The following is a 13108-nucleotide window of genomic DNA, read 5'->3' as shown; positions in this document are numbered from 1 at the left end:
GCTAAAGAGGACTTAAGAAAATGGCATTGAAAAGTTTCAATCCGACCACACCGAGCCAGCGTCAGCTCGTCATCGTCGACCGTTCGGGCCTGTATAAGGGCAAGCCGGTTAAGGCTCTGACCGAAGGTCTCTCCAAGAGCGGTGGCCGTAACAACCTCGGTCGCATCACTGCCCGTTTTATCGGCGGTGGTCACAAGCGAACCTACCGTCTGGTTGACTTCAAGCGTCGCAAGTTCGACGTCGAAGGCACGGTCGAGCGTCTGGAGTACGACCCGAACCGCAGCGCGTTCATCGCACTGGTGACCTATGCTGACGGCGAGCAGGCCTACATCCTGGCACCGCAGCGCCTGGCAGCCGGTGACAAGGTCATCGCGTCCAGCAAGGCCGTTGACGTCAAGCCCGGCAACACCATGCCGCTGCAGTACATCCCGGTCGGCTCGATCGTTCACAACGTCGAGATGAAGCCGGGCAAGGGCGGTCAGATCGCCCGCTCGGCAGGCACCTTCGTCCAGCTCGTTGGCCGCGATGCCGGCATGGCGATCCTGCGCCTGAACTCCGGCGAACAGCGCCTCGTACCGGGCTCGTGCCTGGCCTCCATAGGCGCCGTATCCAACCCGGATCACGGCAACACCAACGACGGCAAGGCCGGTCGTACTCGCTGGCGTGGCAAGACCCCGCATAACCGCGGTGTCGTCATGAACCCGGTCGACCACCCGCACGGTGGTGGTGAAGGCCGCACGTCCGGTGGTCGTCACCCGGTTTCGCCGTGGGGCAAGCCGACCAAGGGCAAGCGGACCCGGTCGAACAAGTCGACCGACAAGTTCATTATGCGCTCGCGCCACTTGAAGAAGAAGTAAGAGAGGTTAGTCAGAAATGGCTCGTTCAGTATGGAAAGGCCCGTTCGTCGACGGCTATCTTCTCAAGAAGGCTGAGAAGGTTCGCGAAGGCGGCCGCAACGAAGTGATCAAGATCTGGAGCCGTCGCTCCACGATCCTGCCGCAGTTCGTCGGTCTCACCTTTGGTGTCTACAACGGCAGCAAGCACATCCCGGTCAACGTCAACGAAGACATGGTCGGACACAAGTTCGGTGAATTCTCTCCGACCCGGACCTACTACGGTCACGGTGCGGACAAGAAGGCGAAGAGGAAGTAACGATGGGCAAGGCAAAAGCCGAACGTCGGCTGAAGGATAATGAGGCGCAAGCAGTTGCGCGCACGATCCGCGTCAGCCCCCAGAAGCTCAACCTGGTTGCCGCGATGATCCGCGGCAAGAAGGTCGACCGCGCTCTGGCCGAACTCGAGTTCTCCCGCAAGCGCATCGCCGGCACCGTCAGGAAGACGCTGGAATCGGCAATCGCGAACGCTGAGAACAACCATGATCTCGACGTCGACTCGCTCGTCGTCGCCGAGGCTTTCGTCGGAAAGTCGATCGTCATGAAGCGCTTCCACGCTCGCGGCCGCGGCCGTGCATCGCGTGTCGAGAAGCCCTTCGCCCACCTGACGATCGTCGTCCGTGAAGTGGAAGCCAAAGGGGAGGCCGCATAATGGGTCAGAAAATCAATCCGATCGGCTTCCGCCTCGGCATCAACCGTACCTGGGATAGCCGTTGGTTCGCCGACAACGCCGAATACGGCCAACTGCTCCACGAAGACCTGAAGATCCGCAAGTATCTGATGGATGAACTGAAGCAGGCCGGCATTTCGAAGGTCGTCATCGAGCGCCCGCACAAGAAGTGCCGCGTCACGATCCACTCGGCTCGTCCGGGTCTGATCATCGGCAAGAAGGGCGCGGACATCGAGAAGCTCCGCAAGAAGCTTTCCGAGATGACCAATTCGGAAACGCACCTCAACATCGTCGAAGTGCGCAAGCCCGAAACCGACGCGACGCTGGTTGCCCAGTCGATCGCCCAGCAGCTCGAGCGCCGCGTGGCTTTCCGCCGTGCGATGAAGCGCGCTGTTCAGTCGGCCATGCGTCTTGGCGCCGAAGGCATCAAGATCACCTGCGCCGGCCGTCTGGGTGGCGCGGAAATCGCACGTACCGAATGGTACCGCGAAGGCCGCGTTCCGCTGCACACGCTGCGTGCGGACATCGATTATGGTACGGCAGAAGCGGAAACCGCTTTCGGCATCTGCGGCATCAAGGTCTGGATCTTCAAGGGCGAAATCCTTGAGCACGATCCGATGGCCTCCGAGCGCCGCGCGACCGAAGGTGATGCCCAGGGCTCAGGCCAGGGCGAACGCCGCCGCCGTGAAAACGCTTAATTCGCTTTAGGCGAGCAGATCGGAGAATAGAAAAATGTTGCAGCCAAAGCGTACTAAGTACCGCAAGCAGTTCAAGGGCCGCATCAAGGGCGTCGCCAAGGGCGGCTCGGACCTCGCCTTCGGCGAGTTCGGCTTGAAGGCTCAGGAACCCAACCGCGTCAACGCACGCGAGATCGAGGCGGCCCGCCGCGCGATCACCCGTTACATGAAGCGTGCCGGCCGTGTCTGGATCCGCGTGTTCCCGGATGTTCCGGTGACCGCGAAGCCGACCGAAGTTCGCATGGGTAAGGGCAAGGGTTCGGTCGAATACTGGGCGGCCAAGGTCAAGCCCGGCCGTATGATGTTCGAGATCGACGGTGTCTCCGAGGAGATCGCCCGCGAGGCGCTTCGTCTCGGCTCGGCCAAGCTCTCGGTCAAGACGCGCTTCGTACAGCGCATTGCAGAGTAAGGATTGAGCCATGAAAGCCGCAGACGTTCGCGCACTGAGTGCCGACCAGCTGAATGACGAGCTCGCAAAGCTGAAGAAGGAGCAGTTCAACCTGCGCTTCCAGAAGGCGACCGGCCAGCTCGAAAAGTCCTCGCGCATCAACGAGGTCCGCAAGGACATCGCCCGCGTGAAAACCATTGCCCGCCAGAAGGCGGCAGAAGCCAAGGCCTAAGGAAGAATAATATGCCGAAACGCATTCTGCAGGGCGTAGTCGTTTCCGACAAGAACGAGAAGACCGTTGTTGTTCGGGTAGAGCGCCGGTTCGCGCATCCGCTGCTTCAGAAGACGGTCCGCCGTTCGAAGAAGTACAAGGCGCATGACGAGAGCAACCAGTTCAAGGTTGGTGACGTGGTTTCCATCGAGGAATGCGCACCGATCTCCAAGGACAAGCGCTGGACGGTCGTTTCCGCCCAGGCTTAATTCATCACTTTTCGCGCAAGGGGTTGCCCTTTGCGCGAAAAGCTGTATGAAGCAGCGCAAGGACGCTCGGTATCGGGCGTTCTTTTGCTTTGAGCGCAGGGAAGGTCCCGGGAATCGCTAGCGATTTCCTCGAGGAAACCACCTTGGCAAGACCCATCCCGCGCGAAAAACATAGATTCTCATAAGCTGGAACAGGGGGCATCCGTGCCCAACCGGTCCGGTTACAACAAGAAGGCGACCTGACATGATTCAGATGCAGACTAACCTCGACGTCGCGGATAATTCCGGCGCACGTCGTGTCATGTGCATCAAGGTGCTGGGCGGCTCCAAGCGCAAGTACGCTTCGGTCGGCGACATCATCGTCGTCTCGATCAAGGAAGCGATCCCGCGCGGCCGCGTCAAGAAGGGCGATGTGATGAAGGCGGTGGTCGTTCGTACCGCCAAGGACATCCGCCGCGCCGACGGTAGCGTCATTCGTTTTGACAACAACGCCGCCGTCCTGATCGACAACAAGAAAGAGCCCATCGGCACCCGTATCTTCGGACCGGTTCCGCGCGAGCTTCGCGCCAAGAACCACATGAAGATCATCTCGCTGGCTCCGGAAGTACTTTAAGGAGCGATGGCAATGCAGAAGATTCGCAAGGGCGACAAGGTCGTCGTACTCACCGGTAAGGACAAGGGCCGTACCGGCGAGGTCGTTCAGGTCATGCCGAAGGAAGATCGCGCGATCGTGCGTGGCGTCAATGTGGTCAAGCGCCACCAGCGCCAGACCCAGTCGCAGGAAGCCGGCATCATCACCAAGGAAGCCTCGATCCACCTGTCCAACATCGCGATCGCCGACCCCAAGGACGGCAAGCCGACCCGCGTCGGTTTCAAGATCGACGGCGACAAGAAGGTTCGTGTGGCAAAGCGTTCGGGAGTTTCGATCGATGGCTGAAGCCAAGTACGAGCCGCGGCTCAAGAAGGAATATGTCGAGCGGATCCGCAAGGCGCTTCAGGAGCAGTTCTCCTTCGCCAACGAGATGCAGATCCCGCGCCTCGACAAGATCGTCATCAACATGGGTGTTGGTGAATCGACGGGCGACTCCAAGAAGCCCACGGTTGCCGCAGCCGACCTGGCGGCGATTGCCGGCCAGAAGCCGGTCATCACCCGTGCACGCAACTCCATCGCGGGCTTCAAGCTCCGCGAAGGCATGCCGATCGGCGCAAAGGTCACCCTTCGCGGCGCCCGCATGTACGAATTTCTGGATCGCCTCGTGAACATCGCGCTCCCCCGCGTGCGCGACTTCCGTGGTCTGAACCCGAAGTCCTTCGATGGCCGTGGCAACTTCGCCATGGGTATCAAGGAGCACATTGTGTTCCCTGAAATCAACTACGACAAGGTTGATCAGATGTGGGGCATGGACATCATCGTTTGCACGACGGCCACTAACGACGACGAAGCCCGGGCTCTTCTGAAAGAGTTCAACTTCCCGTTCCGTCAGTAATCCGTAACGACAAGCGTAAAGAAGGATAACTTTAATGGCGAAAACGAGCGCAGTTGAAAAGAACAAGCGCCGCCGCAAACTGGTTGCCAATCAGGCCGCTAAGCGTGCAGCCCTGAAGGCGATCATTCAGAATCAGTCGCTTTCGATCGAAGACCGGTTCAAGGCCACCCTGAAGCTTGCTGCCCTGCCGCGCAACGGTTCCAAGACCCGCATCCGCAACCGGTGCGAAGTCACGGGTCGTCCGCGCGCATTCTATCGCAAACTTCGCATGTCGCGTATTGCGCTGCGTGAACTCGGCAACCTCGGCAAGGTGCCGGGTATTGTCAAGTCGAGCTGGTAAGGAGACGGGCACATGGCAATGACTGATCCGCTGGGCGATATGCTCACCCGCATCCGCAACGGTGCTGCCCGCCGCAAGTCGAGCGTTTCCACGCCGGCCTCCAAGCTGCGCGCGCGCGTTCTCGACGTTCTGCAGTCCGAGGGTTACATCCGCGGTTACTCGGAAGTCGAATTCGACAATGGCAAGGCTGAGCTGAGCATCGAACTGAAGTACTACGAGGGCGCGTCCGTGATCCGCAAGATCGCCCGCGTCTCCAAGCCGGGCCGCCGGGTTTATGTCTCGGTCAAGTCCATTCCGCAGGTCGCGAACGGTCTCGGCATCACCATCCTTTCGACCCCGAAGGGCGTGATGGCCGATCACCAGGCACGCGAACAGAACGTTGGTGGCGAGATTCTCTGCTCTGTCTTCTAAGGCAGTGCATAGAGCTCCATAGCGAACAGACAGGATATAAAAATGTCTCGTATCGGTAAAAAGCCCGTTCCGGTTCCCGCTGGTGTGACGGCCTCGGTCGAAGGCCAGAAGATCACCGTGAAGGGCCCGAAGGGCGAACTCTTCTTCGTCGCCAATGACGAAGTCTCCGTGAAGCTCGAGGACAACGCCGTTGTCGTCCAGCCGACCAGCCAGTCGAAGGACGCTCGCTCCAAGTGGGGCATGTCCCGCACGATGGTCGAGAACATCTTGAAGGGTGTCAAGGACGGCTACGAGCGCAAGCTCGAGATCAACGGCGTCGGCTACCGCGCGTCGCTCCAGGGCAAGAACCTGCAGTTGGCGCTCGGTTTCAGCCACGACGTGGTCTACCAGACCCCGGAAGGCATCTCGATTGCTGTTCCGAAGCCGACTGAGATCATCGTCTCCGGCATCAACAAGCAGCAGGTCGGCCAGGTCGCAGCGGAAATCCGCGAATACCGTGGCCCCGAGCCCTACAAGGGCAAGGGCGTCAAGTATGCCGAAGAGCGGATCGTCCGCAAAGAAGGCAAGAAGAAGTAAGGATCACGCGAAATGGCTAGCAGGAAAGAAGCTCTCGTGCGCCGCGCCAACCGCGTGCGCCGTTCCATCAAGGCGGTCGCCAACGGCCGCCCGCGCCTGTCGGTTCATCGCTCGTCGAAGAACATCTACGTACAGGTCATCGACGACGTGGCCGGCAAGACGCTTGCGTCCGCTTCCACGCTCGACACCGATCTGCGCACGTCTCTGAAGACGGGCGCCGACACGGCAGCCGCCGCTGCCGTTGGCAAGCTCATCGCCGAGCGCGCCACCAAGGCTGGCGTCAAGGAAGTGGTCTTCGACCGCGGCGCCTTCATCTATCACGGCCGCATCAAGGCTCTTGCCGAGGCTGCCCGTGAAGGTGGTCTCAGCTTCTGATCGATCCTGGCGGGCCTTGTGCCCGCCATGTGACGTTCAGTTGGGTACCGGTCGCCTGCCCGAAAATGTGGAGGCGACTTTTGACAATCTGCCGATTGCACCCGGAAAAGAAAAAGGAAAAGGACAATGGCACAGGAAAGAAGGGGTTCTCGCGACGATCGCCAGAACCGCGAAGAGCGCGACAGCGAATTTGTCGACAAGCTCGTAGCTATCAATCGCGTCGCCAAGGTGGTGAAGGGTGGCCGTCGTTTCGGCTTTGCAGCCCTCGTCGTCGTCGGCGACCAGAAGGGCCGCGTCGGCTTCGGCCATGGCAAGGCTCGCGAAGTTCCGGAAGCGATCCGCAAGGCAACGGAAGCTGCCAAGCGCGAACTGATCTTCGTACCGCTGCGCTCCGGCCGCACGCTGCACCACGATGTCAACGGTCGTCACGGCGCCGGCAAGGTGCTGCTGCGTTCGGCCAAGGCCGGTACCGGTATCATCGCTGGTGGTCCGATGCGCGCCGTTTTCGAAACGCTGGGCATTCATGACGTGGTCGCAAAGTCGACCGGTTCGTCGAACCCCTACAACATGATCCGTGCGACCTTCGACGCGCTCAAGAGCCAGATGCACCCCAAGGACATCGCGGCACAGCGCGGCATGAAGTACGCAACGCTGCAGGCCCGCCGCGCTTCCGCCGGCGTTGCTTCCGAAGAATAAGGGAGCTTGACCAATGGCTAAGAAAGAAACTGCAAAGAAGACGGTTTCCGTCGAGCAGATCGGCTCGCCGATCCGCCGCCCGGCCATTCAGCGTCAGACGCTGATCGGCCTCGGTCTCAACAAGATGCACCGGGTCAGCACGCTGGAAGATACACCTTCCGTTCGTGGCATGATCCGTGCCGTCCAGCACCTCGTTCGCGTCGTCGACGAGAAGTGAGGGGGATAAGATCATGAAACTGAACGAAATCAAGGACAACGAAGGCTCGACCCACAGCCGCAAGCGCGTCGGTCGTGGCATCGGTTCGGGCTCCGGCAAGACCGGCGGCCGCGGCGTCAAGGGTCAGAAGGCTCGTTCGGGCGTTGCGATCAACGGCTTCGAAGGCGGCCAGATGCCGATCTACCGTCGCCTGCCGAAGCGCGGCTTCAACAACATCTTCGCTTCGGAGTTCGTCACCGTATCGGTGGCGCGTCTCCAGACGGCGATCGATGCCAAGAAGCTCGACCCGAAGGCGACCGTCGATGCAGCAGCCCTCAAGGCTGCCGGTGTCATCCGTCGCGCCAGGGATGGCGTTCGCATCCTCGCCGACGGTGAACTGAAGGCGAAGCTGACGATCGAAGTCGCCGGCGCCTCCAAGGCCGCGATCGAGAAGATCGAAAAGGCTGGTGGCAGCATCAAGCTGCTCTCGGCTGCTGCCGAGTAATCGACCGAAAATTCAAACGCCCGGGGTGCTTCACTCCGGGCGTTTGCGCTCCCATATGAGAGCCTCGCGCCGCAGTCCCCTTCGATGAGCCGGGGCAAGAGGTCGCGGCGACATACATACGAAAACTGCCCAATTCCTGAGATCGGCCGCGATTTCAGGAATTCGGCAGGAGCAGGCGGAAATGCTCCGCCTGTTTCCCGCGAGTTTCGACCAGGGGGAGGTCGGGATTGCTTGACAATCTCCTTTCCGCCCGGTTTACCCTCCGTGCCGCCTGCTTTGCTTTCGGGTGACAGTCGGCCGACAGATTTTCAAGCGTGCCGCTTCGCATCGGGGGCTCTCCCCGGACAGCGCGCGCTGCAACGGTTCAGCCGTTGTCCGGGCCGGGGCCTCCCAGGCCGTCTCCCGGACATGGTTACGCGGAGAAACGCATGGCATCGGCAGCGGAACAACTCGCCTCCAATCTCAACTTTTCCACCTTTGCCAAGGCAGAGGACCTCAAGAAGCGGCTCTGGTTCACGCTGGGCGCGCTGCTGGTCTATCGCCTCGGCACCTACATTCCGCTGCCCGGCCTGAACGCCGATGCCTTCGCCCGTGCCTTCCAGGGCCAGAGCAGCGGCATTCTCGGACTGTTCAATATGTTCTCGGGCGGCGCTGTGGAGCGCATGGCGATCTTCGCGCTCGGCATCATGCCGTATATCTCCGCCTCGATCATCGTCCAGCTGATGACCTCCGTCGTGCCCTCGCTGGAACAGCTGAAGAAGGAAGGCGAGCAGGGCCGCAAGATCATCAACCAGTACACCCGCTACGGCACGGTGCTTCTGGGCACGCTGCAGGCATACGGCATTGCCGTCGGCCTTGAAGGCGGGGAGGGGCTCGTCCTCGATCCGGGCTGGTTCTTCCGCATCTCCACCGTCATCTCGCTGCTCGGCGGCACGATGTTCCTGATGTGGCTCGGCGAGCAGATCACCTCGCGCGGCATCGGCAACGGTATCTCGCTGATCATCTTCGCCGGCATCGTCGCCCATCTTCCGACCGCAATGGCCGGCACGCTGGAACTCGGCCGCACCGGTGCGCTCTCCTTCGGCGTGATTGCCGCGGTCGTCGTCATGGCCGTCGGCGTGATCGCCCTCATCGTCTTCGTGGAGCGCGCCCAGCGCCGCCTGCTGATCCAATATCCGAAGCGACAGGTGGGCAACCGCATGTTCCAGGGAGATACCTCGCACCTGCCGCTGAAACTCAACACCGCGGGCGTCATCCCGGCGATCTTCGCCTCCTCGCTGCTGCTGCTGCCGGCAACGCTGGCAGGCTTCAGCAACACCGCCGAGTTGCCGGGCTGGGCGACGGCGATCGTCGTCTCCCTCGGCCACGGCCAGCCGCTCTACATGGTGATGTATGCCGCCATGATCGCCTTCTTCGCCTTCTTCTACACGGCCATCGTCTTCAACCCGAAGGACACGGCCGACAATCTGAAGAAGCATGGCGGCTTCATCCCGGGCATCCGTCCGGGCGAGCGGACCGCGGAATATATCGATTACGTGCTGACCCGCATCACGGTGCTCGGCGCCATCTACCTGGTCTTCGTGTGCATCCTTCCGGAAATCCTGATCGCGCAGACGGGCGTGCCATTCTACCTTGGTGGTACGTCGCTTTTGATTGTTGTCAGCGTCACCCTTGATACTGTAGCACAGATTCAGGGTCACCTGATTGCCCAGCAATATGAAGGGCTGATCAAGAAGTCGAAGCTGCGTGGAGGAAAGAGGGGACGATGAGACTGATATTTTTGGGGCCGCCGGGTGCCGGCAAGGGCACACAGGCCAAGCTCCTGACGGAGAGGCACGGCATTCCCCAGCTTTCCACCGGTGACATGCTGCGCGCAGCCGTTGCCGCGCAGACGGAGGTCGGCAAGCGGGCGAAGGCGGTGATGGATGCCGGTCAGCTCGTCTCCGACGCGATCGTCAACGAGATCGTCTCCGACCGGATCGATTCGGCCGACTGTTCGAAGGGCTTCATTCTCGACGGCTATCCGCGCACCGTGCCGCAGGCGCAGGCGCTCGATCAGATCCTGGCCGGCAAGGGGCTCGGCCTCGACGCGGTCATCGAACTGAAGGTGGACGAGAGGGCGCTCCTGAAGCGGATGGAGAGCCGCGTCGCCGAGACGATCGCTGCAGGCGGCACCGTCCGTCAGGACGACAAGCCGGAGGTGCTGGAGCGCCGCCTGGCGGAGTACCGCGAGAAGACCGCGCCGCTGTCGGAATACTACGCCTCCACCGGCAAGCTGAAGACGATCGACGGCATGGCGGACGTCAAGGCGGTGACCGCAGAAATCGACAGGATCCTGGCCTAGGCCTTCAATCTGTCAAATGGGCCGGTCGGGGTTGACTTTTCCGACCGATTCCTCTTAAGAGAGCGCCAACTCGCGACAAGCTAGCGATCGGCGCGGATTTCTCGAAAAAACGAGATCCGGGTGCGGTCGCTTTTGACATGTCCCGAAGCTCGAAGTTGAACGCGCGGCCTGACGGTCGCTTGACGAAGAAAACCCACTTGCCGGATGGCAACTGGAAGCAAGGAGAACAGGCGTGGCTCGTATCGCTGGCGTCAACATCCCGACTGCAAAGCGCGTCGTTATCGCGCTGACCTATATCCACGGGATCGGTCCGAAGTTTGCAAAGGAAATCATCGAGAAGGTCGGCATCCCCGTTGACCGTCGCGTCCATCAGCTGACCGACGCCGAGGTTCTGGCGATCCGCGAAGCGATCGACCGCGATTACCAGGTCGAAGGCGACCTGCGTCGCGACACCTCGATGAACATCAAGCGCCTGATGGACCTCGGCTGCTACCGCGGCCTGCGTCACCGTCGCGGCCTGCCGGTTCGCGGTCAGCGGACGCACACCAATGCCCGCACCCGCAAGGGTCCGGCAAAGGCCATCGCAGGCAAGAAGAAGTAATTTCCCGAAATCGGGAATTTGGGGGCTGGCGTTTGCGCCGGCCTCTTTTGAGTTTCGAGCGGGGCCTCGGCCGCATTTGCGGCGACCGTCTTTTGAGGTTGTCCCGGTCGGTGGAGCTGCTGGTACTACGGCAGTGACGATATCGCCGCACGTTAACCTCTCAAGGCGACGTGCTCATGACAATGCAGGGCAGGGGCGGAAATGCTCCCACCCGGTGGAGCCGCTGGAACTACGGCGGTGTAGAGATCAACGAAAGGAATACCCATGGCCAAGGAAGCCGCACGCGTCCGCCGTCGCGAACGCAAGAACATCACCTCCGGTGTTGCTCACGTCAATTCTTCGTTCAACAACACGATGATCACCATCACCGACGCGCAGGGCAACGCCATTGCCTGGTCGTCCGCCGGTGCCAAGGGCTTCAAGGGCTCGCGCAAGTCGACCCCGTTCGCAGCCCAGATGGCCGCTGAAGACGCTGCCAAGAAGGCGCAGGAACACGGCATGAAGTCGCTGGAAGTCGAAGTCTGCGGTCCGGGTTCGGGCCGTGAATCGGCGCTTCGCGCGCTGCAGGCTGCCGGCTTCATGATCACCTCGATCCGCGACGTCACGCCTATCCCGCACAACGGCTGCCGTCCGCGCAAGAAGCGCCGCGTCTGATCATTGACATTCCACATGCCGGATGGCGCGCCCGTCGCGCCGCCGGCTCTTCAAAGCTCGGCCGCCACGATTGGATGGTGGTGGCGAACGGAAGGCATCAGATATGATTCAGAAAAACTGGCAGGAACTGATCAAGCCGAACAAGGTTGAGTTCTCCTCGTCGGGCCGCACCAAGGCCTCGCTCGTGGCAGAACCGCTTGAGCGCGGCTTCGGTCTCACCCTCGGCAACGCGCTTCGCCGCGTTCTTCTGTCGTCGCTGCGCGGTGCGGCTGTTACCGCCGTGCAGATCGATGGCGTACTGCACGAGTTCTCGTCGATCCCGGGCGTCCGGGAAGACGTGACCGATATCGTGCTCAACATCAAGGAAATCGCCATCAAGATGGATGGCGACGACAGCAAGCGCATGGTCGTGCGCAAGCAAGGTCCGGGCGTCGTGACCGCCGGTGACATCCAGACGGTTGGCGACATCGAGATCCTCAACCCGAACCATGTGATCTGCACCCTCGACGAGGGCGCCGAGATCCGCATGGAGTTCACCGTCAACAACGGCAAGGGCTACGTTCCGGCCGAGCGCAACCGCGCAGAAGACGCGCCGATCGGTCTCATCCCGGTCGACAGCCTCTACTCGCCGGTCAAGAAGGTCTCCTACAAGGTCGAGAACACCCGTGAGGGCCAGGTCCTCGACTACGACAAGCTGACGATGTCCATCGAGACCGATGGCTCCGTCACCGGCGAAGATGCGATCGCTTTCGCTGCCCGCATCCTCCAGGACCAGCTGGCCGTGTTCGTCAACTTCGACGAGCCGCAGAAGGAAGCCGAAGAGGAATCGGTCACGGAGCTGGCGTTCAACCCGGCGCTGCTGAAGAAGGTCGACGAGCTGGAGCTCTCGGTCCGCTCGGCAAACTGCCTGAAGAACGACAACATCGTCTACATCGGCGACCTGATCCAGAAGACCGAGGCAGAAATGCTTCGCACGCCGAACTTCGGTCGCAAGTCGCTGAACGAGATCAAGGAAGTTCTCGCTTCCATGGGCCTGCACCTCGGCATGGAAGTGCCGGCATGGCCGCCCGAGAACATCGAAGATCTGGCCAAGCGCTACGAAGACCAGTATTGAGCGGCACGAGAAAAGCATGCGGGCGGTTCGCCGCTCGCATGTCGCGCCGATTGAAGTGAAATAGAAGGCAGGGTTTCGCCGCTGCCTTTCCCCGTCAGACAGCAGGCAAGTCGCCTGTATGTGCCAGGAAACGGCAGGACCGATGCGATATCGGGAGACCTGCGTAGAAGGAGAATAGCAATGCGCCACCAGAAAGCCGGCCGCAAGCTGAACCGTACCGCCAGCCACCGCAAGGCGATGTTCGCTAACATGGCTGCCTCGCTCATCACCCATGAGCAGATCGTGACCACCCTTCCCAAGGCGAAGGAAATCCGTCCGATCGTCGAAAAGCTCGTCACCCTCGGCAAGCGCGGCGACCTGCACGCTCGCCGCCAGGCGATCTCGCAGATCCGCGACGCCGCCGTCGTCTCGAAGCTGTTCGACGCGATCGCATCGCGCTACGCCACCCGCAACGGCGGCTACCTTCGCATCATGAAGGCCGGCTACCGCCAGGGCGACAACGCAGCGCTGGCCGTCATCGAGTTCGTCGACCGCGACGTCTCCGCCAAGGGTGCTGCCGACAAGGCGCGCGTCGAGGCCGAGGCTGCTGCCGAAGCCGCCTGATTTCAGGCTGCGGAATGAATTGAGGGCCGGGTGCGAAAG

The 13108-nt window shown here is 61.4% G+C and carries 23 protein-coding genes; all 23 read left to right on the top strand.

Annotated elements, in window-relative coordinates:
- The first annotated feature begins 20 nt into the window (after nt 1-20).
- The gene (gene rplB, locus GGQ64_RS15715) at nt 21-857 is read left to right on the top strand and encodes a 50S ribosomal protein L2 (RefSeq protein WP_183805972.1); all 837 of its coding nucleotides are present in this window, start codon (nt 21-23) and stop codon (nt 855-857) included.
- 16 nt (nt 858-873) lie between these two features.
- Entirely contained in the window at nt 874-1152 is a 279-nt protein-coding gene (gene rpsS / locus GGQ64_RS15710; RefSeq protein ID WP_183805970.1) for a 30S ribosomal protein S19, read from the top strand.
- 2 nt (nt 1153-1154) lie between these two features.
- Entirely contained in the window at nt 1155-1544 is a 390-nt protein-coding gene (rplV, locus tag GGQ64_RS15705; RefSeq protein WP_183805968.1) for a 50S ribosomal protein L22, read from the top strand.
- Nucleotides 1544-2260: a 30S ribosomal protein S3 gene (gene rpsC, locus GGQ64_RS15700; RefSeq protein ID WP_183805959.1), complete on the top strand. Its 717-nt coding sequence runs from the start codon at nt 1544-1546 to the stop codon at nt 2258-2260. The genes rplV and rpsC overlap by 1 nt, the downstream gene beginning before the upstream one ends.
- Before the next feature lie 34 nt (nt 2261-2294).
- Nucleotides 2295-2708 carry a 50S ribosomal protein L16 gene (rplP, locus tag GGQ64_RS15695; RefSeq protein ID WP_117372290.1) on the top strand — a complete coding sequence of 138 codons (414 nt, stop codon included), beginning with the start codon at nt 2295-2297 and terminating at the stop codon, nt 2706-2708.
- A 10-nt stretch (nt 2709-2718) separates the two neighbouring features.
- Complete coding sequence (gene rpmC, locus GGQ64_RS15690; protein WP_112599126.1) at nt 2719-2919, top strand: 50S ribosomal protein L29; 201 nt, start codon at nt 2719-2721, stop codon at nt 2917-2919.
- 11 nt (nt 2920-2930) lie between these two features.
- Nucleotides 2931-3167 (top strand): 30S ribosomal protein S17, encoded by a 237-nt coding sequence (rpsQ, locus tag GGQ64_RS15685; RefSeq protein WP_183805957.1) that lies wholly within the window; start codon nt 2931-2933, stop codon nt 3165-3167.
- Nucleotides 3168-3411: 244 nt separating this feature from the next.
- Nucleotides 3412-3780 (top strand): 50S ribosomal protein L14, encoded by a 369-nt coding sequence (rplN, locus tag GGQ64_RS15680; protein ID WP_003495199.1) that lies wholly within the window; start codon nt 3412-3414, stop codon nt 3778-3780.
- A gap of 12 nt (nt 3781-3792) precedes the next feature.
- On the top strand, nt 3793-4104 hold the full coding sequence (gene rplX / locus GGQ64_RS15675; protein WP_183805955.1) for a 50S ribosomal protein L24: 312 nt from the start codon (nt 3793-3795) through the stop codon (nt 4102-4104).
- On the top strand, nt 4097-4654 hold the full coding sequence (rplE, locus tag GGQ64_RS15670; protein ID WP_183805953.1) for a 50S ribosomal protein L5: 558 nt from the start codon (nt 4097-4099) through the stop codon (nt 4652-4654). Before rplX ends, rplE begins: the two co-directional genes overlap by 8 nt.
- 34 nt (nt 4655-4688) lie before the next feature.
- Nucleotides 4689-4994: a 30S ribosomal protein S14 gene (gene rpsN / locus GGQ64_RS15665; RefSeq protein WP_183805951.1), complete on the top strand. Its 306-nt coding sequence runs from the start codon at nt 4689-4691 to the stop codon at nt 4992-4994.
- 12 nt (nt 4995-5006) lie between these two features.
- Complete coding sequence (gene rpsH, locus GGQ64_RS15660) at nt 5007-5405, top strand: 30S ribosomal protein S8 (RefSeq protein ID WP_183805947.1); 399 nt, start codon at nt 5007-5009, stop codon at nt 5403-5405.
- 42 nt (nt 5406-5447) lie between these two features.
- Nucleotides 5448-5981: a 50S ribosomal protein L6 gene (gene rplF / locus GGQ64_RS15655; RefSeq protein WP_183805945.1), complete on the top strand. Its 534-nt coding sequence runs from the start codon at nt 5448-5450 to the stop codon at nt 5979-5981.
- Nucleotides 5982-5993: 12 nt separating this feature from the next.
- Nucleotides 5994-6356, top strand: a complete 363-nt coding sequence (gene rplR, locus GGQ64_RS15650) for a 50S ribosomal protein L18 (RefSeq protein ID WP_183805943.1) — start codon at nt 5994-5996, stop codon at nt 6354-6356.
- A 126-nt stretch (nt 6357-6482) separates the two neighbouring features.
- Entirely contained in the window at nt 6483-7052 is a 570-nt protein-coding gene (gene rpsE / locus GGQ64_RS15645) for a 30S ribosomal protein S5 (RefSeq protein WP_183805941.1), read from the top strand.
- A 13-nt stretch (nt 7053-7065) separates the two neighbouring features.
- On the top strand, nt 7066-7269 hold the full coding sequence (rpmD, locus tag GGQ64_RS15640; protein WP_183805939.1) for a 50S ribosomal protein L30: 204 nt from the start codon (nt 7066-7068) through the stop codon (nt 7267-7269).
- A 13-nt stretch (nt 7270-7282) separates the two neighbouring features.
- On the top strand, nt 7283-7753 hold the full coding sequence (gene rplO, locus GGQ64_RS15635) for a 50S ribosomal protein L15 (RefSeq protein ID WP_183805937.1): 471 nt from the start codon (nt 7283-7285) through the stop codon (nt 7751-7753).
- A gap of 428 nt (nt 7754-8181) precedes the next feature.
- Nucleotides 8182-9522 carry a preprotein translocase subunit SecY gene (secY, locus tag GGQ64_RS15630; protein WP_183805935.1) on the top strand — a complete coding sequence of 447 codons (1341 nt, stop codon included), beginning with the start codon at nt 8182-8184 and terminating at the stop codon, nt 9520-9522.
- Nucleotides 9519-10097, top strand: a complete 579-nt coding sequence (locus GGQ64_RS15625; RefSeq protein WP_183805933.1) for an adenylate kinase — start codon at nt 9519-9521, stop codon at nt 10095-10097. The genes secY and GGQ64_RS15625 overlap by 4 nt, the downstream gene beginning before the upstream one ends.
- Nucleotides 10098-10329: 232 nt before the next feature.
- On the top strand, nt 10330-10698 hold the full coding sequence (rpsM, locus tag GGQ64_RS15620; RefSeq protein ID WP_183805931.1) for a 30S ribosomal protein S13: 369 nt from the start codon (nt 10330-10332) through the stop codon (nt 10696-10698).
- A gap of 264 nt (nt 10699-10962) precedes the next feature.
- Complete coding sequence (gene rpsK, locus GGQ64_RS15615; RefSeq protein WP_183805929.1) at nt 10963-11352, top strand: 30S ribosomal protein S11; 390 nt, start codon at nt 10963-10965, stop codon at nt 11350-11352.
- A 103-nt stretch (nt 11353-11455) separates the two neighbouring features.
- Nucleotides 11456-12466, top strand: coding sequence for a DNA-directed RNA polymerase subunit alpha (locus tag GGQ64_RS15610; protein ID WP_112599102.1), 1011 nt, complete (start codon nt 11456-11458; stop codon nt 12464-12466).
- Between the two features lie 180 nt (nt 12467-12646).
- Nucleotides 12647-13069, top strand: coding sequence for a 50S ribosomal protein L17 (rplQ, locus tag GGQ64_RS15605; RefSeq protein ID WP_183805919.1), 423 nt, complete (start codon nt 12647-12649; stop codon nt 13067-13069).
- The last annotated feature ends 39 nt before the right edge of the window (nt 13070-13108 follow it).

This window comes from Mycoplana azooxidifex, assembly GCF_014196765.1.
Lineage (GTDB): Bacteria > Pseudomonadota > Alphaproteobacteria > Rhizobiales > Rhizobiaceae > Mycoplana > Mycoplana azooxidifex.
Note: the sequence above shows the minus strand (reverse complement) of the source record. Positions and strands in the feature narration are given on the sequence as shown.

Bases quoted from the DNA above. Each gene is read 5' to 3' on its own strand.
- rplB (WP_183805972.1), top strand. From the start codon at position 21: ATGGCATTGAAAAGTTTCAATCCGACCACACCGAGCCAGCGTCAGCTC.
- rpsS (WP_183805970.1), top strand. From the start codon at position 874: ATGGCTCGTTCAGTATGGAAAGGCCCGTTCGTCGACGGCTATCTTCTC.
- rplV (WP_183805968.1), top strand. From the start codon at position 1,155: ATGGGCAAGGCAAAAGCCGAACGTCGGCTGAAGGATAATGAGGCGCAA.
- rpsC (WP_183805959.1), top strand. From the start codon at position 1,544: ATGGGTCAGAAAATCAATCCGATCGGCTTCCGCCTCGGCATCAACCGT.
- rplP (WP_117372290.1), top strand. From the start codon at position 2,295: ATGTTGCAGCCAAAGCGTACTAAGTACCGCAAGCAGTTCAAGGGCCGC.
- rpmC (WP_112599126.1), top strand. From the start codon at position 2,719: ATGAAAGCCGCAGACGTTCGCGCACTGAGTGCCGACCAGCTGAATGAC.
- rpsQ (WP_183805957.1), top strand. From the start codon at position 2,931: ATGCCGAAACGCATTCTGCAGGGCGTAGTCGTTTCCGACAAGAACGAG.
- rplN (WP_003495199.1), top strand. From the start codon at position 3,412: ATGATTCAGATGCAGACTAACCTCGACGTCGCGGATAATTCCGGCGCA.
- rplX (WP_183805955.1), top strand. From the start codon at position 3,793: ATGCAGAAGATTCGCAAGGGCGACAAGGTCGTCGTACTCACCGGTAAG.
- rplE (WP_183805953.1), top strand. From the start codon at position 4,097: ATGGCTGAAGCCAAGTACGAGCCGCGGCTCAAGAAGGAATATGTCGAG.
- rpsN (WP_183805951.1), top strand. From the start codon at position 4,689: ATGGCGAAAACGAGCGCAGTTGAAAAGAACAAGCGCCGCCGCAAACTG.
- rpsH (WP_183805947.1), top strand. From the start codon at position 5,007: ATGGCAATGACTGATCCGCTGGGCGATATGCTCACCCGCATCCGCAAC.
- rplF (WP_183805945.1), top strand. From the start codon at position 5,448: ATGTCTCGTATCGGTAAAAAGCCCGTTCCGGTTCCCGCTGGTGTGACG.
- rplR (WP_183805943.1), top strand. From the start codon at position 5,994: ATGGCTAGCAGGAAAGAAGCTCTCGTGCGCCGCGCCAACCGCGTGCGC.
- rpsE (WP_183805941.1), top strand. From the start codon at position 6,483: ATGGCACAGGAAAGAAGGGGTTCTCGCGACGATCGCCAGAACCGCGAA.
- rpmD (WP_183805939.1), top strand. From the start codon at position 7,066: ATGGCTAAGAAAGAAACTGCAAAGAAGACGGTTTCCGTCGAGCAGATC.
- rplO (WP_183805937.1), top strand. From the start codon at position 7,283: ATGAAACTGAACGAAATCAAGGACAACGAAGGCTCGACCCACAGCCGC.
- secY (WP_183805935.1), top strand. From the start codon at position 8,182: ATGGCATCGGCAGCGGAACAACTCGCCTCCAATCTCAACTTTTCCACC.
- GGQ64_RS15625 (WP_183805933.1), top strand. From the start codon at position 9,519: ATGAGACTGATATTTTTGGGGCCGCCGGGTGCCGGCAAGGGCACACAG.
- rpsK (WP_183805929.1), top strand. From the start codon at position 10,963: ATGGCCAAGGAAGCCGCACGCGTCCGCCGTCGCGAACGCAAGAACATC.
- GGQ64_RS15610 (WP_112599102.1), top strand. From the start codon at position 11,456: ATGATTCAGAAAAACTGGCAGGAACTGATCAAGCCGAACAAGGTTGAG.
- rplQ (WP_183805919.1), top strand. From the start codon at position 12,647: ATGCGCCACCAGAAAGCCGGCCGCAAGCTGAACCGTACCGCCAGCCAC.